This window comes from Brumicola pallidula DSM 14239 = ACAM 615 (assembly GCF_000428905.1).
Lineage (GTDB): Bacteria > Pseudomonadota > Gammaproteobacteria > Enterobacterales > Alteromonadaceae > Glaciecola > Glaciecola pallidula.
This window is the reverse complement of record NZ_KE386818.1, coordinates 54,807-76,412: the sequence shown is the minus strand read 5'-3', so window position 1 is coordinate 76,412 and position 21,606 is coordinate 54,807. Positions and strand designations below refer to the sequence as shown.

The 21,606-nt window shown below is 41.5% G+C and carries 16 protein-coding genes; 3 read left to right on the top strand and 13 right to left on the bottom strand.

The features are described from left to right. The first annotated feature begins 213 nt into the window (after window positions 1-213). Window positions 214-1,503, top strand: coding sequence for a serine hydrolase domain-containing protein (locus G399_RS0119155; RefSeq protein WP_026843898.1), 1,290 nt, complete (start codon window positions 214-216; stop codon window positions 1,501-1,503). Window positions 1,504-1,791: 288 nt separating this feature from the next. On the opposite strand, the gene G399_RS0119150 is transcribed toward G399_RS0119155, so the two are convergent. Further along, window positions 1,792-2,400 (bottom strand): glutathione S-transferase family protein, encoded by a 609-nt coding sequence (locus tag G399_RS0119150; RefSeq protein ID WP_006014798.1) that lies wholly within the window; start codon window positions 2,398-2,400, stop codon window positions 1,792-1,794. 107 nt (window positions 2,401-2,507) lie between these two features. Beyond that, on the bottom strand, window positions 2,508-3,281 hold the full coding sequence (gene ubiG / locus G399_RS0119145; RefSeq protein ID WP_006014795.1) for a bifunctional 2-polyprenyl-6-hydroxyphenol methylase/3-demethylubiquinol 3-O-methyltransferase UbiG: 774 nt from the start codon (window positions 3,279-3,281) through the stop codon (window positions 2,508-2,510). A gap of 74 nt (window positions 3,282-3,355) precedes the next feature. On the opposite strand from ubiG, the gene G399_RS0119140 reads away from it, so the two are divergent. Beyond that, on the top strand, window positions 3,356-3,718 hold the full coding sequence (locus tag G399_RS0119140; RefSeq protein ID WP_026843897.1) for a DUF2237 family protein: 363 nt from the start codon (window positions 3,356-3,358) through the stop codon (window positions 3,716-3,718). A gap of 74 nt (window positions 3,719-3,792) precedes the next feature. Here G399_RS0119140 and G399_RS0119135 read toward each other — a convergent pair whose 3' ends face one another. Next, window positions 3,793-8,403, bottom strand: coding sequence for a carboxypeptidase regulatory-like domain-containing protein (locus G399_RS0119135; protein ID WP_051288658.1), 4,611 nt, complete (start codon window positions 8,401-8,403; stop codon window positions 3,793-3,795). Window positions 8,404-8,676: 273 nt separating this feature from the next. Beyond that, complete coding sequence (locus G399_RS21105) at window positions 8,677-9,003, bottom strand: hypothetical protein (protein WP_006014786.1); 327 nt, start codon at window positions 9,001-9,003, stop codon at window positions 8,677-8,679. Between the two features lie 244 nt (window positions 9,004-9,247). Between G399_RS21105 and G399_RS0119125 the strand changes: the two genes are divergently transcribed. Then, entirely contained in the window at window positions 9,248-11,194 is a 1,947-nt protein-coding gene (locus G399_RS0119125) for a TonB-dependent receptor plug domain-containing protein (protein ID WP_006014784.1), read from the top strand. Between the two features lie 58 nt (window positions 11,195-11,252). Here G399_RS0119125 and G399_RS0119120 read toward each other — a convergent pair whose 3' ends face one another. The 9 genes from G399_RS0119120 to mutL all read right to left on the bottom strand — a co-directional run bounded on the left by G399_RS0119120 (window position 11,253) and on the right by mutL (window position 21,576). Further along, the gene (locus G399_RS0119120) at window positions 11,253-11,714 is read right to left on the bottom strand and encodes a DUF4112 domain-containing protein (protein ID WP_034897812.1); all 462 of its coding nucleotides are present in this window, start codon (window positions 11,712-11,714) and stop codon (window positions 11,253-11,255) included. Window positions 11,715-11,772: 58 nt separating this feature from the next. Continuing rightward, window positions 11,773-12,864 carry a ferrochelatase gene (gene hemH / locus G399_RS0119115; protein ID WP_006014778.1) on the bottom strand — a complete coding sequence of 364 codons (1,092 nt, stop codon included), beginning with the start codon at window positions 12,862-12,864 and terminating at the stop codon, window positions 11,773-11,775. Between the two features lie 112 nt (window positions 12,865-12,976). Next, entirely contained in the window at window positions 12,977-14,587 is a 1,611-nt protein-coding gene (locus G399_RS0119110) for an AbgT family transporter (RefSeq protein WP_006014775.1), read from the bottom strand. A 296-nt stretch (window positions 14,588-14,883) separates the two neighbouring features. Further along, entirely contained in the window at window positions 14,884-15,768 is an 885-nt protein-coding gene (hflC, locus tag G399_RS0119105) for a protease modulator HflC (RefSeq protein ID WP_006014772.1), read from the bottom strand. A gap of 3 nt (window positions 15,769-15,771) precedes the next feature. After that, complete coding sequence (hflK, locus tag G399_RS0119100; protein ID WP_006014769.1) at window positions 15,772-16,929, bottom strand: FtsH protease activity modulator HflK; 1,158 nt, start codon at window positions 16,927-16,929, stop codon at window positions 15,772-15,774. A gap of 102 nt (window positions 16,930-17,031) precedes the next feature. Next, on the bottom strand, window positions 17,032-18,315 hold the full coding sequence (gene hflX / locus G399_RS0119095) for a ribosome rescue GTPase HflX (RefSeq protein WP_006014766.1): 1,284 nt from the start codon (window positions 18,313-18,315) through the stop codon (window positions 17,032-17,034). Window positions 18,316-18,421: 106 nt separating this feature from the next. Continuing rightward, a complete protein-coding gene (gene hfq / locus G399_RS0119090; RefSeq protein ID WP_006014764.1) occupies window positions 18,422-18,661 on the bottom strand; it encodes an RNA chaperone Hfq in 240 nt (79 codons plus the stop codon). Window positions 18,662-18,756: 95 nt separating this feature from the next. Continuing rightward, window positions 18,757-19,695, bottom strand: a complete 939-nt coding sequence (gene miaA / locus G399_RS0119085) for a tRNA (adenosine(37)-N6)-dimethylallyltransferase MiaA (RefSeq protein ID WP_026843895.1) — start codon at window positions 19,693-19,695, stop codon at window positions 18,757-18,759. A gap of 15 nt (window positions 19,696-19,710) precedes the next feature. Continuing rightward, complete coding sequence (mutL, locus tag G399_RS0119080; RefSeq protein ID WP_006014760.1) at window positions 19,711-21,576, bottom strand: DNA mismatch repair endonuclease MutL; 1,866 nt, start codon at window positions 21,574-21,576, stop codon at window positions 19,711-19,713. Window positions 21,577-21,606: the final 30 nt, after the last annotated feature.

The window sequence follows — 21,606 nt, the reverse complement described above, 5'->3', positions numbered from 1 at the left end:
CACACAACAAGTGGTACATATATTAATAGGTAATATTACTGTTAGCAAGCGTTATTTGAAGAGCTACCTAAAAAGACCCGTAAGGAATTTACAGGAATTGAAAACTCCGCATTAACAGAAGATTGAGTAAGCAGTAGCCCGTAAACAAATTCTCTCTTGCAAGCAAAGTTACAACGGTTACACTAAGTGACGTTCAAAATAATAAAAATAATTATGAAAAAAATCTTAGTAGTTCTCCTGAGTTTGTCACTTTCCGCCTGTGTCGTATCTGTCAGTGAAAACGGCAGTTATGTGCCGCAACCACAAAGTAAAACGCAATCTTTTAACACTCAACAAGGCTTTTCTGAGCAACGTTTACTGCGCATCAATGACAAGATGCAAGAGTATATCGATACAGGCAAACTTGCAGGTATCACAACCTTAGTGTCACGCAATGATCAAATCGTTCACTTCGCTGCGCAGGGCATGCAGGACAGAGCGGCCGGCGAAGCCATGCAACGTGATACCATTTTCCGGATCTACTCCATGAGCAAACCGATTACGGCTGTTGCCGCATTGACCCTCTGGGAGCAAGGGAAGTTTCATATGAATGACCCTATTGCGATGTACTTGCCTGAGCTTGCTAATTTAAAAGTGTATGTTAGTGGTAGTGGCGAAAGCATGGTGTTAGAAGACGCCAAATCACCAATTCGAATTATTGACTTATTTACTCATACTGCGGGTTTTAGCTACGGCTTTACCGGAAGTGAAGTTGATAAACTCTACCGCGCTTCACCAATGATACAAGGCAAGGCAACACCCGAAAATGTGTTAACGGAGCTAGCTAGACTGCCGCTTAATCATCAACCTGGTACACAGTGGAATTATGGCGTAAATACTGATGTGATTGGCTTTTTAGTTGAAAAACTCAGTGGCATGAAGCTGGGTGAATATGTAAAGCAAGAAATCCTCACTCCTTTAAATATGCAAGACACTGATTTTTATGTGCCTGCTGAGAAAGTGCATCGTTTATCCCAGATATACAACAATAATAAACAAGGCGAAACTGTGGTAATGGAAAACGAACCCTTAGGTGACTATCTTAGTGATCCAGCGATCCACAATGGCGGTGGTGGAATGGTCTCAACAATCGACGATTACCTGACATTTGCTCGCATGTTATTAAATAATGGTGAAGTCAATGGTGTACGAATTTTAGGGCGTAAAACAGTTGAATATATGCGTTCAAATCATCTTCCTGCTAATTTATTGCCCTACAGCGCTTGGGCTAACGGAGAAGGTTATGGACTAGCAATGTCAGTTACCGTGGATACCGGCGCTCTGAAATTTATGGGTTCTGAAGGTAACTTTGGTTGGTCAGGTGCAGCATCAACCTACTTTAGAATTGACCCAGTTGAGAACATCATCATTATAGGTATGGCGCAGTTTATTCCAAACGGCACACATCGTTATGCCGACGACTTGCGAAATTTAACCTATCAAGCGTTAGTTGACGAAAAATAATTTGAGCAACCAACGCCTAATTGCTCGAGCATACTTCATCTCATCACAGCCGGTTTAAGGTATTGTTAGAACCCGGCAAGTACAATCTTCCCTTGTGCTTGCCCTGCTTCTAAAAGCTGCTATTCAATATCGTGATGATAATTAATCACATGATAAGCACCTAATGATTTAACCCAAACCTATGTGATATTTCACATGATTAATGATGGTGACGTGGTTGGAAAGTAGGTCGTTGCGAGGCACTAGCGAAGGGTTATAATGAAATCATGTGAACCTTGCAACAACAAACTATGCTTTGGCACTGGGCCTTGCAGAAACACGTTTGTACCATTCTTGCAGTGCACTATGTTCGTCTTTCATGCGAACATCTACCACACGACCAAAATCAATTGAACACATTGTCGTGATATCAGCTATCGAAAATGTATCGCCAGCAACAAATTGGCTTTTTTCAAGCTGTCGATTTAACACGTTTAAAAACTTTGACGCATTAATACCAGCTTCAATACCATACTCTTTAATTGGATTCATTCGGTCTTTAAAGTAACCGGTTGTATGTTGAAAGCACATACCAATTTGCATAAATAAATAGAACTCCACTTGTCTCGACCACATTGCTATCTGTGCTTTCTGCAGAGGCGTTTCACCAAACAAGTAGGGCTCGGGTTGGAGTGCTTCAAAATATTGGCAAATGGCGTCACTTTCACTGATACAAGTCCCATCATCCAGCTCCAATATAGGGATTTTACCTATCGGGTTTTTAGCGCGCATTTCTATAGACAGGTTCTCACCTTTTTGTAGGTCAACTTGAACATACTCCATAGGAATATTCTTTTCTGCTAAAAAAATCCTAACTCTTCTTGGAGTGGGTGCCGTTTTAGTGTCGTAAATTTTCATCAATCAATATTCCTTTCGGGTTCAGGTCCAATGTAACGCATTTATTACATCTGACTATACTGTATTAGACCATGACGATATAGGGCAACCGACCGCATCAGCTATTTTTATTTTTTATAACATTGAATATAGTTAACCGACAAACTTTTAGTCAATCGCCAACGTCGACTTATCGGATTGTAAGCCATGCCCGATTCGGATATTTGAGTTAGCCCTGCCGAACTAGCCATATGATTCAGTTCGCGTGGTTTAACAAACTTGGTCCAACTATGAGTACCTACAGGTAAATATCGCATGACATATTCAGCCCCTAGGATCGCGATAACATATGATTTGAGGGTTCTATTGAGCGTTGCAAGAATAACAAATCCGGCATCCTTAGTTAAATCACCACACTGTTTAATTAACGCGGATTGATCTGGCACGTGTTCAACAACTTCAGCGTTAATCACAACATCAAATTTCTCATCTTGTTTGCTAAGGTCTGATGACAACATGTGTCGATAGTCGATAGTTAAGCCTGATTTAAGCGCATGTCGCTTGGCAACCGCAATACTCATGGCGCTTGCATCAATACCGACAACCGTTGCTCCTCTGGCTGCTAGGGGCTCGCAAACCAGTCCACCGCCACTGCCAACATCGAGGATAGTAAGCCCTTTTAAGCAGTCACATTGACTAGGATCTTTACCGAAACGTTGGCAAATTTGTGGAATGAAATAGCTAAGACGAGCCTGATTAAAAATCAATGCCGTCTTATATTTTCCATTTGGATCCCACCAAGATTCAGCAAGATTATCAAATCGCTGTATCTCTGCTGCAGAAACATTGCTAGAATTTTCATTGGTTTTTGAAATATGACTGAGTTTACTCTTGTCTAACATCGTAATAACTAACCTTATCTCGAAATAAGTGAGTATTACATCTTAATACGCAATATAAAGTTTAAGGATTATAAATGGCGAATCAAAAAAACGTACTGGGGACAACATTAAAATTATGTTGTGGAAACTCGGGATATACTCGAGAAGGTTTTTGCTACGTGCCTGAGGGTGATGCCGGTAATCACAGTGTTTGTGCAATAGTCACTGAAGCTTTTCTGAATTACTCATTAACTCGTGGCAATGACCTGATCACGCCAAATCCAATGTATCAATTTGAAGGACTCAAACCAGGGGATAAATGGTGTCTGTGTGCAATAAGATGGCGCGAAGCCTTATATATGGAAGTTGCACCTAAGATTGACCTTGAAGCAACAAATGAAGCTGCGCTGAGCATCATTGGGCTAGAAACGTTAACAGAATATAGCCATAAAAACTAACAGGCTTCGTTTTTTAAATATAAAGAAAAAAACCCGCAATTTTCATTGCGGGTTTTTTATTGCTTTAGTTTGCGTTAGAACTTATAGCGTCTTCTTGCTAATCCACCGAGGGTAAGCAGGGCCACTAATAGGAAGCCTAAGCTACCACCATCAGATTTCTTATCACCTAAAATGATAACCGCGGTGCTTGCGCGAATAATTTCAGCGCCGCCAGTAGTTTGCGTTAACACTACGGAGAAACCTAGGTCTTCATTTATATCAGTATTCACTGTGTTGATTGTAATTGTTTTAGCAGATGTATCACCATCTTCCCAAGTCAATGTACCTTCAAGCGCAATAAAGTGCTCACCTTGCCTCGCTGTTCCGTTACCTAGTTCATAATCTACGCTTATTGCGAAGTCTGAACCATCAACTCGGTTAACCGACACTAGTGCAGGCTGACCATTGATCGCTTTGGTTTCGACTGATGCTAATGATACGTCACCAGAAACTGGTGCTGTAACACTCAATGCGACTGCAGTACTTGAATCGGCGTAAGGTGTGTTACCAGACGTGACCATTTGAGCAGAGTAGCTACCTGTATCAACATTAATAGTATCAAACTCTAACTCAATGTCAGTGGAAGCACCTGCCGCTAATGTCCCAGCAGCCATAGATGTTTGAGTAACCCAAGGAAGGTTCTTCCATTCACAGAAGTTAGTCTCGCCGCTTTCAAAAGCGATTAAACCAGCTAGTGAACGTGAAGGCGTCCAAAGGGTACCGTCACATTGCGCTGCTAAACCTGATTGCTCACCACCCTCTAAAGGATCAACAGGTAGTGCATCACTAGCTAACAAATTAAAGCCCGTTAGTGCATCAAACTCGGAAGAGTTAGCATCTAAGATAGTCACATCAAATGCAGTCGATGTATTTTGTATTACATACAATTTACCAGAAACTGGATTAAGCGCTAAACCAGATACAGCAAGACCAACATTCACAGAACGCAATATCGTACCATCAACCGTAAACTGGTGAATGATACTGTCATTCCAAGAACCTGCGTAGAACGTATTGGTGATCGGATCGTAAGCTAGACCGCGCTGATTTGTACCAAATGCAGGGCAAATTTGCTTACCGGTTAATTCTAGCGCAACAGGATCAATTTCATGAATACAATCGTTGTTGCCTACTTCGACTTGCCACAACATGCCAGTGCGACCGTTGTAGGCCATATCAGCAGCAAAAATACCAGAAATCGCAGTATTATCAATACTATTTCCTGTATAAGCGCCGTTTGGAGCATATTCATAAATTGCATCAACAGCAGCACCACCAGCCAGAAGGTCACCTACGTAAAAGTTACCCGTGTCTTTATTAATGCCTACTCCCCAAGGGAACGCCATTTGTTCTGACACACCAAAACCACCCAGTACGTCAGATGCTGCTTGAGGTAGCTTGAGTGACTTTTGTTCAACAATAAAGCGCGCCTTTTTTGCATCTAAGTCAGTTAGGTTCTTAGGACCAAAGTGACGTGAAGATGAATGGAAAGGACCGGTAACTTGCGCCGTAGAATTAGCATCAGGAGCTTGCGTAAAGAGGACTATATAGTCACCTTCAGCTGTCCCCGTATTCTCCAATGTAATTGACGACGTACCAACACGACCTTGAGTAACGCTTATGGTTGCTAAAGAATCAGCAATGTCAAACTGTGGTGCGTTCAATGCAATTGGTGTTGTAGGAACAACATCGACAGCCGTGATTTGCGCAGTTTCATAGTTGGCGAATGATACAACGATTGTGGTTTCGTCAGCAGGAACAAATATCGAGAAGTATCCACCCGGGAACTCAGGACTATCTGTCGCTATTGTTGAAACTGAATCATCACCAGTCGATATAGTGGCACCATTTAATAGGCTACCGGTGTTTGCATCAGAAACGACACCTTTAATAATAGAACCATTTAGTGCTTCACAAGTGTTACCACCAATTTGAACATTATCAACAATTGCATAATATTCGAAATTTGCAGAATAGTTCCAACGAACTTGAAAACTAGTGGCGCCTGTGATTTGAGCCGCTAAGTCAACGGATAAAGTTTCAGCCGCGTTGGTCGCGCTCATATTAAGGATTGATACCCAAGCACCACCATCGACACTAAGTTCTAGGTTGTATACGTCAGAGCCAGCGAAAGTTCTAAACCAGCTATCAAATGCAAGCATAGTAGATGAAACATCAGCAACTTGAATTACGGGGCTAGTTAAGGTGCTCGCGGTATCGCCATTGCCAGCATCATCGCTGTCAATAAATGCTGCTTCACCAGAACCCAATAGAATACCGCGGGTACTAGCAGAACCAGGACCCCATACGGTGCCTGTGTCACCAGTATCAGCTACGGTCCAATTAGTAGGAGGAACGCCACCAGTAAAGTCTTCAACGAATGAAGGCTCAGAGAAACCATAGCCTTTTGCAATACAGCTTGCCAAAACAACCAAATCGAAGTTTTGTGGCGTACCAGCAGTCGGCGTAAAGTCAACGCTTTGAGCGATGTAACCGGCATCAACAGACATTGCTGTCATTTTGATTAATGTTCCTTCGAACAAATCAATACTGAATGCGCCAGTAACAGGGTTTGTAAATGCAGTTAAACGAGTACCAGGAGCATCAACAACAATTTCTGCAAACAATGGTGAGTTGAGGCCTGAACCATCAGCAACGACACCAGAAACAGTCACCGGCGTTGCCGCAGCTAAACTGAAGTCAACAGTTGTTTCTTCATCTTCAATTACATCTACACCCGTTGTCTCTGCAACATCCCAACCATATTTAAATGCTGAAACAGTAAAGTCTTCTCCGACAGGTAAGGTTGAAGTATAAACACCTTCACTATTTGCTCTTGAAGTTAATGCACCAATAGTGACTTGAGCCCCCGCAATTGGGTTACCCGCTGAATCGCTAATAATACCCGTAATCTTGCCTGAAGGGCCTGCAACACAATCATCAAATTTCACGCTGCCGATGTAGGTACTCCAACCACGAGTTTCTGCATTTTCAGCCTTGTAGTATTGAGTGGTGTACCACATGGTGCAATCGTCAGTTGGATCTATGCTTAAGCTTGAGTAATCGCCCCAGCGGTTTATGCCGCCTTGAGATGCTTCACCTGCTTTAATCTCTATTTCTGGCACTGTTAATATATTTGCTGCGTCAGATTGTGAACGACCACTAAAGCGAATTGACGGAAATAAATCATTGCCAGATACGCTATAACCAACACCGATGTTACCAACAGCATCCATAGCAGCACTGCCCATCCAACGTGAATTACCGTCGTCTAAGTTAAATGTACCGTTATTCACTGGAACAAGAACGCCATTAGTATCCGTCTTTTGAAAACCGTCATCATCGATATCAATTTCGTACCAACGAACGCCAGCAATATCGTTATCCGTTATTGAACCAATAACAGTATGGCTCGCCACGAGTTTATTCTCGGTGCCACCCAAATTGCGATAGGCAAGACGGAACATCATTCGGCCACCAATCGCATCTAAGTTTTGCTCGTTTGGTTGCTCGATACAGTCACGATCAAAACCACAAACTGCACCACTATAAGCGCTAACAGAAAGTGTGTTTGCTAGTGTGAACGAGCTATTGTCTGTGTTGTCCCAATCGACATCGAAATGCCATAGGTTTAATTCACCCGGATTATCCGCAGTAACAAAAAGACCAGGCATACCTGTTGGCGGTAAGAAAATACCGTCAATGTCAGCTGGCATTGGAGTGAATACATTCGGGTTAGATGTTTCTAGATCGAAGATGACTTGTCTAGCAGGTTGACCCGCTAGCATTGCATCACGTTCATAGGCAACAACACCCGAACCCGTAAAGCTATTACCTGTAAACTGGTTCACACCAGCATAATATGCGTCAGTCCATACACCGTAATGCGGATAATCGTTAAATTTGACATTACTGTAAAGAAAGTCATATCGGTAATACGAGCCTGTTGGATCTCCTGTTTGAGAAATCGCAATGCAAGCACGGTTATTGTCAAAGCCACTCGGGAAAGCAAATTGAGTAATCATCCAACGATCGGCCTGTGAATCATAAAGAACGATAGGGTCACCGTTATTATTCGATTCGCAAAGACCACCAAAATCATCCCACAACACATTGATTGCAGTTGGCGCAAGAAGTTCGTTTCCTTCTTTATCCCATATACTAAGCGCCACATTGACCATTTGCACAATATGATTAGGACCAACATCAGCATTGGTATCAGGTGGAGCAACGCCAGAAACGTTACCCATGCCATCAAAACCAGCACCAAGTGTTACGTTTGCAGCTAAATTACGCTGAAATTTACCTCCACTTGTTACTTCATATTGAATAACTGTGTCTGCGGGCACATCTGCTGCTTTTTCTAAATAAGAAGACACTAGCGGATAGTTGAAGTTAGGAACAACGTAACCTGCGTCTTCTCCAGGGACTTTATCACCGGCAGCGCGCATTTTATCTAAACGTGCAGAAGTCAATCTAGGTAAAGGTTGAGCAAGATCACGCAGCGGTTTACTTAATTTAGGTTTTGAAAGAATGGTATGTATATTTGAGTTTTTGTCATTAGCTTGTGCAACACCTGCAATACCAGCTAGAGCAAAAACACCCAACCCACAATAAGTGGTTATTTTTTTTATATATGTAGACACGTTCCCTGCCTTTTATTTTTGCATGTGACATTATGTGCGCTCTTACTTAATAGGTAAGTATTTTATTCGCTTGTCACTATAGTTGAAGAAGTTGTATGGACAGAGATACACCGTCCATGCTTTTCCCTGATGGATTCAAAATGAACCACGTAAGATTAAGTATGCCAAGTTGAAAAGATAAGTAAACCCAAAAAAGTAAATGAATTGTGAATTAATTAATTTTTTGCACGCAGACAGCGATCATCAAGGCATTCCAGATCCGGTTGACTGCTATTATTTTTTAATCGGTTTTTCGATGGGTTTTTTAATCAGTTCTTCAGGGTGAGGATGATTCGGAATTTCACATTCACCAAACTCGTTACGGAATTTATCATCGCAGGTGACTGTTAGTTTGTTGACATTAGAGCCGCTTAATTCTGTTAAGCTTTTAGAGCTGCGATTTAATTGTTCGCATTTGATTTTATCTTCTGTAGTTGCACAGTCCATTGCAGATGCGGCGAGTTCTGGTTGTTTATTCTCTTCACTCATCGGTTTATCCTTGCATGCAAATAAAATAAATGAGGCGATTATTAAAGTAAAAGTTAAACGCAAACGCTTCATGCCAAAATTCCCTTATGCTATAGTTAAATGAATGTTCAGATTACGTTTATATCCTATCGATATTTAAGTAAAAAAACAAAATAGCTACTGATCTAGTATGGTTTATGAATTCACTTTACTCGATAAAACAGGTCAACAAGCTAAATAGTAAAGCGAATAAACAACTTAATAGTTAAATAAATAATAAGAATAATATTCAATTTAACACTTTCTCCTTTTTATAAGTAATAAGAGTATTTGCCCTATGCAGCCGAATAGGTTTTTTCGCGTCAATAAAATCAATTTCTATTTAAGTTTATATGCAATCGCTAACCTTCCTTTTGTCGCAAGCGATGCAGTTGCAGCAGAAGCCTCTGGTAACCCTTCTAAAATCGAAACCATCTCCATCATGAGCCAACGTAACCTGCTGGGTAATGAAGGCTTGGTCAACCAAAGTGTCGTCGGTATAAGCTTTGCCCAACAAAACGATACCGAAGTGAGACTCGCCGATTGGTTAGCAACCTTACCGGGAATTGATACTTCAGGTCAGGGCGGGTTATTCCAAAGTTATAGCGTACGTGGCTTTAGTCGATGGCGATTGCGCACTGAAGTAGATGGCATTCCAATTTTTACCGACCGCCGTGCAGGGAACTCAGTATCATTTGTGCCACAAGCGCTAATGTCAGGCTTAAGCGTCACAAAAGGTCCTAGTTCCACTTTATATGGCTCGGATGCACTGGGTGGAGTAGTGAGTTTGTTTACTAGCGAATTTGGTTCTAATTCGCTTGGGCTGGTTACAGAGAGCGATGGCGGCAACTCAGAAATATCGGCAACTTATGGTATCGATACTAACGAACATCAATTCCAAGGTGGAATGGTACATCGCGCATCCAGCCAACGTGAAGACGCCAATGGCAACAAATTAGACGATGGATTTACTCAAACAACCGGTTTATTGAAATACAAAACCAGTATTAATAATATTGATATAGAGTCTATGTTACTGACCAGCCAAGGAACAGATATTGGTAAAAGTTCAAGGCTGTTTCCAAATCAGCAAGTGACTTCCTATCCAGACGAGTTTCACAATTTAGCAAAAGTCCAAATTAGTCGACGAAATGAATGGCTTTTGAGTGTTTATCATCATAATCAAAACTGGGATACAGATTCGCTGCGAGTTAATTCCAGAGAAAACTTTACCGAGTATCAATCCAATACTATCGGCGCAACGGGCCTATTATCATTTTCCGTTATGCGAGGAACTGGTCGCGCGGGGTTTGATGCGGTCAGTCGACGTGGCGTTGATATCAATGACAAGGAATATGACTTAGCTGGTAATATCCTAGCCGATGTGAAAATTTTAGAAGGCCAACAAAATAACATTGGATTTTTTGTTGATCAGCATTGGCAGTTTGCTGATTATAGTTTATCTGGCGGAATACGCTTTGATCAGATAAAACAAAAGGAAGATACTACTAATACCTCACATACTGCAAAACGCGTCAACTACAGCTTTAATTCTGAATGGTTACTTACTGACAACCTCGTATTGCATGCTGAATTTGGTACAGGCTTTCGTTTCCCGACCCTATCTGAACTATATTTTAATGGCCTAACACCCCGCGGTAACACCGTTGGAAACCCTGATTTAAAATCAGAAAGAAGCCAAGGCGGACAATTTACGCTTGATTATGCTTTTACTGACAATCTGCAGTTTAACTTACAAACCTATTACTACGCTCTTGATGACTATATTGAACGCTTTCGATTAGCTAACCGCGATCGAACATTTAGAAACATTGACAAAGCCACCATCAAGGGTTTTGAAGCCGCTATCAAATGGCAAGTAAATGCTCACCTTACGCAAGAAGTTGCGTATCAACAGCAAAGTGGAAAGGATGATCAGGCTCACATTTTATTAGATATTCTAGGCTCACGTATCGATATCAAAACGCGGTGGCAGCAAGGGAGTTGGACAATCTATAATCTTATTCAACATGGCTTAACCCAAGATGAAGTGGGGGATGGTGAAGGCGAACTCGAAAGCTATACAAAATGGTCATTGACCATTGCCATGCAAATTACAGATAACGTAAACCTAAGTATATATGGTAAAAATTTATTAAACCAGGACACAAGGGCATCTGCTGATGAAGATGCAGCACAATTACAAGGCCGTAATTTTGGCCTGAAGTTGAAATATCAATTTTAGTTTATTAATAAACACTAAATAATGGCGCGGCTAAATTCCAGCGCCATATTTATGTAGTTCATTTAACCGAATCTTGTTGTTGTTCCCACTCAAGTAATTTTTGTTGAGCTCGGGCGTCAAGTTGTTGCTTATTTTGCTCTATCCACCATCGCTCCATTATGCGCACGTTTTTCAGATTGGCTTTGTAGAACAAATCAACTAAATCACCAACGAGCGGCACAAAACCCAAGCCAAAATCGATAATAGTGTTACGTAACATGGTCTTTTGCAGCGGTGCTGGCAAACCTAAGCTGCGACCTAATTGAACAATTCTTAAGGACGCTATAAGCATTGTTGTGTCGCCTATAACTGGGATTAGACCAACTAAAAAATCCAAACCAACAGAGATGCCGATAAATGGAACTTTTACCGCTGTATCTAACAGGTTAGCCAATTGCTGCGCCTTTAATAGCGCATCTGGCGCGCGAAAATGATTGTCTTCAAGACTATTGGCGAGTGTTTGAGGGGAATGCTCTTTCATAACGCCATCTTTCACAGTATTGCCCGTCTGGTTTGCTTTTTAACATCTTCTCGCAACATTACGTATCGGAACCTAGGTTTTTGGCAAGTGTGTTTCGTTGCTCATAATTGTTGGTTTTACTGGAGTCGAGATCCCAACCTTTCAAATTATCTTTTATCACATTGAACAACATCGTTAAATGCGCATCGTCACTGTTCAATGCCTCGATGTATTCGTAACGCTCACCACCGGACTCTTCGAAGTATTCTCGGTTTTCCACACCAATTTCTTCAATTGTTTCCAAGCAATCTGATGAAAAACCGGGGCACACGACTTGAACCGACTTTACACCTTTTTCAGGAAATGATTTTAAAGTTTGGTCAGTATAAGGTTGTAGCCATTCTTCACGTCCAAATCGGGATTGGAACGTCGTCATATATTCAGATTCTTGAAGACCAAGCTCTTGAGCAATAAGACGAGAAGTTTTGTGGCATTCGCAGTGATATGGGTCGCCATTTAGCAAGTAGCGTTTGGGAATACCATGAAAAGAAAAGAGTAACTTGTCCGCTTTCGGATGCGTTTTCCAATGCATTTTAATTTTATCAGCAACACATTTTATGTATTCAGGATTATCATGATAGTGACTTACAAAACGAAAATCTGGCAACCAGCGTCTTTTAACAAAATCTTCTGCCACAGCATCAAACGTTGAACCTGAGGTAGACGCGCAGTACTGAGGATACAGGGGAAGTACTACAATTTTCCTAGCACCTTGATCAAGCAGTTCATCAATCGCGCGACTCACCGACGGCTGTCCATACCGCATCGCATAACCAATCACTACATTATCGCCGTATTCTGCTTTGAGCTTTTGCGCGAGTCCTGAAGCTTGATTTTTTGTATGTACGAGCAATGGCGAACCTTCATCCGTCCACACTGTTTTATAAGCTTCAGCAGACCGTTTTGGACGAATATTTAAAATAATAAGGTTAAGTACACACCACCAAATAATTTTTGGCACTTCAACGACCCTAGGATCAGATAAGAATTGTTTTAAATAGGGCTTAAGCGCTTGTTTAGTAGGCGCTCTAGGTGTACCGAGATTAGAAATTAATACGCCAACTTTATCTGCTTGGTCATGCGTAAAGGATGATTGTGATTTATATTTCATAGCTTCTTTAGTATTTAGTTGCTGGTTCTAATTTGCCGTACTGTCTGTACGGTGCTAAGTCCCTTTTGGACCTAATGCAGGCCCGAGATCACCTGCATTGTCATTGTTTAATCTACGGCGTGTAGTAGGTTGGAGCGCCGGGCCCTACTGGCAAACCAAAGGCAAAAACCCACAAATAGAATAACAAGGTCCAACCTACCATGAATACTAGCGTGTATGGCAACATTGTTGCTATCAGAGTTCCTATTCCAAGGTCTTTCTTATAACGAACACCGATTGCTAAGATGAGGCCAAAATAACTCATCATGGGTGTAATAACGTTCGTTACTGAGTCGCCAATTCGGTAAGCTGCTTGAATCACTTCCGGAGAATACCCAATCAACATCAACATAGGTACAAATATGGGTGCCGTAATCGCCCACTGAGCTGACGCACTGCCAAGTGACAAATTAACTAATCCACACATGAGAATGAATAAAACAAACACTTCAGGTCCATCTAAACCGGTGGCTTGAAGCATTGCAGCCCCTTTTACTGCGAGCACAGTTCCCAAGTTCGTCCATTTAAAGAACGCAACAAATTGAGCTGCGAAAAAAACAAGCACGATATACAAGCCCATGGAACTCATACTTTTTGACATTGCATCAATGACATCACGATCGTTTTTCATCGTACCAACAATTTTTCCATACACAAACCCTGGGATTGCAAAAGTGACGAAGATATAAACAACAATACCTTGCAAGAATGGTGAGCCTTTGACTAGCCCTGTTTCTTGGTTTCGCAAAATACCATCCGCCGGCACGACCGTTAACGCTAAAACTCCTAATAAAATCAGGAAGCTCAAACCAGCCCATTTCATGCCTTTTATTTCAATTGCGGTCGGACTATCGAGTTGCTGTTTGCCTAAATCTATTGATGCATCATCGGGGTTGTACTTCCCAAGCCTCGGTTCTACTATTTTTTCAGTAACAAAGGCGCCCATCGCTGCAACAGCAAAGGTACTAACAATCATGAAGTACCAATTCACCTCAGCACTAACTGTGTATTCAGGGTCAATAATACGAGCTGAGCTTTGAGTAAATCCAGCAAGCAAGGGGTCTACAGTTCCAATTAGAATATTTGCACTGTATCCGGCTGAAACACCAGCAAACGCCGCCGCTAAACCAGCTAGCGGGTGTCGACCTAATGAATGAAAAATCATTGCGGCAAGGGGGATCATTACCACGTACCCTAATTCTGAAGCAGTATTAGAAACCACACCAGCAAAAACGACAACCACAGTTACCATACGCGGTGAAGCATTCATTACCATTGAACGCATTATTGTACTTAGTAATCCAGAATGTTCAGCAAGTGACACTCCAAGCAAAGCAACCAATACAGTGCCCAGCGGCGCGAAGCCTGTAAAGTTAGTTACTAAACCAGTTACTATTCTGCGTAAGCCATCGCCATCCATAAGTGAAATAACTTCAATCATACCGTCCACATCTCGACCTTTACTGCCGATTGGACGCGGGTCAACAACGCTAACGTCAAAGTAACCTAATACACCGCTCAAAAAGACAATAAGCACTGCCAATAAAGCAAATAGTGTTATTGGATGAGGAAGGAGATTACCCAACCATTCTACGGTTGAAAGAAATCGTGAAAACCAACCAGATTTAGATAAATCTTGCGGTTGTTTAGATGGTGGGATTGAAGGTGAATTACGACGACTCAACTGTCACTCTCTTTTGTTGTTTTTATTAGCGCGTTAAATAGTACATAAAATACGGCGGCATTTCATAAAAAATTTTTAATGTACCATTGTTGTTTTGCAATACAGTTCAATAAAGCAACAAAATCTGAATTACATTTAATCTTAGTTAATTTTAATTAAAACTTAGGGTAACCCAAAAAGCGCGCCAGTATCAGTCAATGATTTCATTACGTAAGTGAACCGAATCATTATTAGGCACAAAAAAAGGGGCAGTGCTAATTTATCCGCACTACCCCTTGCCTAGACCTCAAAGAATGTTACTTCCTTTTGCCCGATTGTGAATTCAAATAATTAAAGAACTCACTGTCCGGCTCTAAAACAATAACATCTTGCTTGCTGTCAAATGCATTTCTATACGCATCCATACTTCTTAAAAATGAGTAGAACTCAGGGTCTTTAGAAAATGTTTCAGCATAAATTTTAGCTGATTGAGCAGCACCTTCACCACGCAGCTGGCGCGCATTACGTTCCGCGTCTGCCAACATAATGGTTACTTTAGCATCGATATTTGCGCGAATAATCTCACCTTGTTCTTTACCTTCTGAACGATACTCTCTTGCTGCAGCAGCACGTTCTGAACGCATGCGGTTGAATATTGATTCGCTAATTTCAGTGGGTAAATTGATTTGCTTTACTCGCACATCAACAATCTGAATACCCAATTCATTAGTAGTACCTGAAGCTTGCTTCATTGCTTCATCCATCAATTCACTACGCTCACCAGATACTATCTGATTGATTGTGCGAGAACCGAATTCAGAACGAAGTCCGTTGTTTACTTTCTGCTTCAGCAGACTCTCTGCTTGAAATCTATCGCCGCCCGTTGACAAGTAATAGCGCTCAAAGTCTTCGATTTTCCACTTCACATAGGAATCGACAATCAAATCTTCTTTTTCTATGGTCACGAAACGGTCTGGTCCCTCATCCAACGTTTGAATACGAGCATCCAGTACTTTCACTGTATCAAAAACAGCTAATTTAAATTGCAGACCGGGGGTATAAACTTGAGTGTTACCCTCATCGTCTGCAACTACTTTACCGAAACGAACAACGATAGAACGCGTTCCTTCCTTGACCACGAAAATAGATCCGTAACCAATGGCTAACAGGATGATTATTACTATAGCTAGTAAATTCTTCATGCTTTAGTTTCTCCCCTGTCTATTATTGCTGCCTGTATTGTTGTCTTGCGTTCTATTCAGCAACTCTTCTGCCGCTGGTGAGTTACGCAATCCTTCCAGTGTGTTTCTATCCTGAGCCCGCTGTGCTTGGGTCTGCGACCTTGTACTATCCATGATCTTGTCTAAAGGCAAGTACAACATGTTGCCACTACCCTCAGTATCAACAATTATTTTAGTGGTACTCGAAAATACCTGTTCCATTGTCTCAAGATATATACGCTGTCTAGTCACCGTTGGTGCAGCCAAGTATTGTGGTAATAACTCCTCGAACCGAGCTACCTCACCTTGAGCTTCCAATATAGAACGCTCTTTATAAGCTTGAGCTTCTTCGTTCATACGATTGACTTGTCCACGGGCTCTAGGCTCAATTTCTCTCGCATAGGCTTCCGCTTCACGAATAAATCGAACTTCATCTTCCTGTGCTGCAATAGCATCGTCAAACGCCGCTTTTACTTCTTGCGGTGGACGTGCATCCTTAAAGTTCATATCGATAACCGAAACACCCATGTTGTAGGCACCTACAATACTGTCCAGTTCAATACGAACACGCTCTCTGGCAGTCTCGCGACCATCAGTCAGAATGTCATCCATTTTCATATGGCCGACGACATAACGAATTGCACTGTCTAAAGCTTGGCTTAGACTTGTTTCCGGGCTAACAACCGAGAATCTCCAGAGGTAAGGGTCAGCAATACGATATTGCATTTCCATTTCGACACGCACCATGTTTTCGTCTTCAGTTAACATTGAACCAGCAGATCCTAGAGAGCTGATATTTTGTACGTTTACAGGAATAATTTCATCAATAAACGTCATTTTCCAGCTTAAACCAGGCTGTGCTAGCTGACCTGTGTTCTCACCGAATCTCAATATCACCCCACGTTCAGCTTCCTTAATAGTATAAAAACCACTTAAGCCCCAAATAATAACAATGATAGCAACAAGTAAGCCCAGCCCCATGCCGGTATAGCTTTTACCGCTACCCCCGCCACTGCCGCCTGACTTAGTAAACTTGCCAAATAAATTTTTCAGTACTTCATCAAGATCTGGTGGACCTTGTTCTTTACCGCCGCGATTTTTCCAAGGGTCGTTTTTATCACCACCCGGCTCATTCCAAGCCATACAGACACTCCGTAATTAAAGTCATTTATACTTACATTTTTGTTTTACTAATACTTATACTAAAAGCCGATTCGATTAGATTTTTAAATTTACAAATAACCTTCACAAAATGTAATTATTGAGACGATTATCTAATTGTTTATCTATTTTATTCCAATCGCTCTCAAGCATCTTGATATCTACCAACCAATATCCGTCTTCTGAGTAGCTTTGTCGTGCAATACAGTTAAGATTATAGAGCATTCCACGCAAACTGCCTTCATTTGGTGGAACTTTTAATTGATATTCTACCATCGTCTTGTGTAAACATTCAGTGAGGGCGTTTTTTAATAAATCAATACCCAAGTCTGCCTGCGCTGAAATCCAAACACGAATGGGACGACCCGTATCGTCACGATCAATTTTTGGTACAACGCCCTCTAGCCGGTCTATTTTATTACAAACGATTAGTTGCGGCACTTCACCAGCGCCAATTTCATCCAACACCTCGTTTACTTGGTGAGTGTATTCAAGATGTTGATCGTCCGCATAATCAATAACGTGCAATAACAAATCGGCTTCCTGAGTTTCCTGAAGCGTGGCTTTAAATGCTGCCACCAAATCATGTGGTAAGTGTCGAATAAAACCCACGGTATCAGCTAAAATAGCATGACCAACTTCTGCTAACTCAATTTTACGCAATGTTGGATCTAGTGTAGCAAACAATTGGTCAGCTGCGTAGACTCCTGCATTGGTAATGGTGTTGAACAATGTTGACTTTCCAGCATTGGTGTAACCCACTAGTGATACGCTTGGAATTTCAGCACGCTTTCGAGAACGGCGACCTTGCTCCCGTTGCTTTTTCACTTTTTCTAGGCGTTTAATAATTCCTTTTACTCGAGCTCTAAGCAAACGTCTATCGGTCTCTAGTTGTGTTTCACCAGGACCGCGCAAACCGATGCCACCTTTTTGGCGCTCTAAGTGAGTCCAACCACGAATAAGTCTAGTTGATAAATGACGCAGTTGCGCTAGTTCAACTTGCAATTTTCCTTCATGAGTTCTCGCTCGTTGCGCAAATATATCAAGAATAAGACTTGTACGGTCTAGCACTCGACAGCAAATAAGCGCTTCGAGATTACGTTCTTGTGAAGGAGAAAGTTGGTGATTGAAAATGACAACGTCTGCGCCAATTGCTTTTACGGTATCGGCTATTTCTTGTGCTTTGCCGCTACCAACGAAAAACTTGGCTTGAGGAGAGCGCCTAGATGTAGTGAGCACAGATGCTGTGTTTACACCTGCTGAGCTTACCAGCATTTGTAACTCGTTTAAGTCTTCCTTATTACTGTTATCAGAGAAATCAACGTGAACTAAGACAGCCTGTTCACCGGCTTCGTAACGATCAAACAAATAGAACCCCGTTGTTATGACTTTTAATTATACACACCTTTTATTAAAGCATGGCTTTCCATAGATACGACTGGATTGCGGACAATGTTGTTCAGAACCGCCGACATTATTCGCCTTCGCCGTCGCTTTGAGTTGGCATTACAATCGCTCTAGAAGGCACCACGGTTGAGATTGCATGCTTGTATACCATTTGACTCACCGTGTTTTTCAATAAAATGACAAACTGGTCGAATGACTCAACTTGACCTTGCAATTTAATGCCATTTACAAGGTATATTGATACTGGAATACGTTCCTTTCTTAATGCATTTAAGAAGGGGTCTTGAAGTGATTGACCTTTAGCCATTTGTGATCCTTACTCTTTATTATGTTTTTTTATTTTCGGAATACTCTCACTACTTTTCAAGTGTATACTATTCAAGCAAAAATATGTAACGAATTTTATCGAATATGTTGCAAAATCAGTTTGATGTTTTCTGTATTGCCTGTTTCCAGCGAAATAGCGTCTTCCCAGCCTCTTAACCAAGTGATTTGACGCTTAGCTAATTGTCTAGTTGCGATAATTCCCTTTTCGCGCATTTCATCAAAGCTGCATTCACCATCCAAATATTGCCACATTTGGCGGTAACCCACACTGCGAATAGCAGGCAAATTAATATGTAACCGTATATTGTTACGTAGTTTTCTTACTTCTTGTTCAAAGTTATTTTGCAGCATTAGGTCAAACCTCAAAGCGATACGCTCATGCAACAACGCACGGTCATTTGGCATCAAACTAAACTGAGTGAATTCATACGGTAATGCAGCAGGTTTAATGCATTGTAAATCGGTCATAGTCTTACCAGTCAACTCATACACTTCTAATGCCCGCATGATACGTTGCGGATCATTCTGATGAATACGAGCGCCACTTCCTGGATCAATATCACTTAACTTTTGGTGCGCAGCTTGCAATCCGTGTTGCTCAACAAATAATTGTATTTGACTACGTGTTTTTGCATCAGCATTTGGCAAACTAGATAGCCCTTTTATTAGGCCATTAAAATACATCATGGTGCCACCGGCAAGAATAGGAGTCTTCCTTCTGCGCAGTATATCTTCGATACAAACTGTCGTATCTTTACAAAATTCAGCCACAGAATAGGCGTTTTCAGGGTCAACAATATCAATCAACCAATGTTTAATATCATCTCGTTCTTCAGCCTTCGGTTTCGCAGTACCAATATCCAACCCCCGATAAATCAGAGCCGAATCGACACTAACAACTTCACCATTTATGCTTTTAGCCAACTCAATGGCTAACGCTGTTTTACCCGACGCAGTTGGTCCCATAATAGTAATGACTTGTGGCATTAGGGGTTTGTGCGGTTTTTGTAGCATTGCAGAATCACTCATTTAATTTTTATCAATTGAAAAAGTGACTATGGGTATATCAACCGTCGTAGCCGACGTCGCAATCAACTGGATTTGCTCGGTTTGCGACATTTCATGAAACCATGTGTGTAATTCAGCAACACTAAATTCATACGATTGAGCCCAACAAAAACAAATGTATTGCAACATCGTTTTAGTATTAAGGAGCGGTAGTTCTGTATCTAGCAGCTTAGGTAAAATCGACACCCATGGAAGCTGCCGTAAGCAAGCTGGTACTTGTTTCAAAATCCACTTAGCGCCATGCAATTGAATGTCGAAGCCAAGCTCCTTTAGCATGTTCAATCTGTTTTGCAAAATATCTTGCTGATCTTGCTTATCTGGCGTTAATTGAGATCCAGCTATATTTTGTTTCACGGATACTGGCATCAATAGTGGTTGTTGTACATCTGAAGCCAGAGTTTGTTTATATAAGACATAGCTCGGAACTTGGTAGGCGGGCAAAAAGCAAACTTTCTCATTGTGCACGAAAACAAGTTGCTTTGATTCAGTTAACAGAAATGAGAAGCCAGATTTATCATGACTATCACTATTTAAAGAGTTTCGATAAGGTTCGGTACTTGGACTCATTAGGTTCTGATATTGATGGGCTGCACTTTTATTAACCGCCCCGACGCCGTGATGGCTTTTTCTGTTACTACCTTGACTCTCGAAACCTCTTGCTTGTGGTGTATAGCCTGATTGAGTTCCGTGCTTGTTTTCACCTGAATTATGGCCAGAAGAATTGCCTGATGGCTGCTGATACGCGTGTTTTGGTATTTCGTATAATGAGGTAATATTAGTGCTAGTGGAGTCAGACTGTTCGTTTTCATCAAACTCAAAAGCATCTGTAGAAGCACTCATTAACAATGCATCTGAAACGCTTTTATAAATAAGATCGTGCACTTGGCGACTCTGATGAAACCGCACTTCATGCTTAGCTGGATGCACATTGATATCCAATTCTGCGGGCGGCATGGTAATAAACAAAACAAATGCAGGATAGGTTTGCGAATCAATCATGCCTTCAAATGCTTGTCGAATAGCGTGTGAAATAACACGGTCCTTCATCATTCGGCCATTCACAAAACTATATTGCAAATCGTTAGTGCCACGCCCCTGACCAACTGCATTACACCATCCCATAACCGACACGTTTTCATATTCACCGTGCACAACAATACTACTTTGCAAAAATGCCTGACCACACACTGCTGCTATTCTTTTATTTTTAAGCTCTGGCAATACAGCAGGAAAGCGATGTACAACCCGACCATTATGCTTGAGAGTGAAGCCAACTTCAAAATGACTGAGTGCCATTCGCTTAAAAACTTCTTCAACATGCTGAAATTCTGTTTTTTCGGCACGTAAAAATTTTCGCCTAGCTGGTGTATTAAAGAAAAGATCGAGCACTTCAACCGATGCGCCTTTTGGATGCGCGGCCGGGTTTAACTGAATTTCCATTTCTCGACCTTCACAATGAGCCTGCCATGCCTCTGCTTGGTCATCAGTTTTTGAAGTTAACGTTAAACGGCTCACGGAACTGATGCTGGCCAACGCTTCACCACGAAAACCTAAACTCGTAATAGACTCTAAATCATCAATATCTTGAATTTTACTCGTCGCATGACGACTTAATGCTAAGCTCAACTCATCTTTTGGAATACCGTTACCATTATCACGGATCAGCATCCGCTTATGGCCGCCTTTATCAATTTCAACCAATATATCGGTAGCTCCCGCATCGATGCTATTTTCGACGAGTTCTTTAACCACTGATGCAGGGCGTTCAACCACTTCGCCAGCGGCAATTTGGTTAGCAAGTCGAGCGGGGAGTATTTTGATAGTCAATGCTAGTATCTTCGCTTATTTAGGTCATCA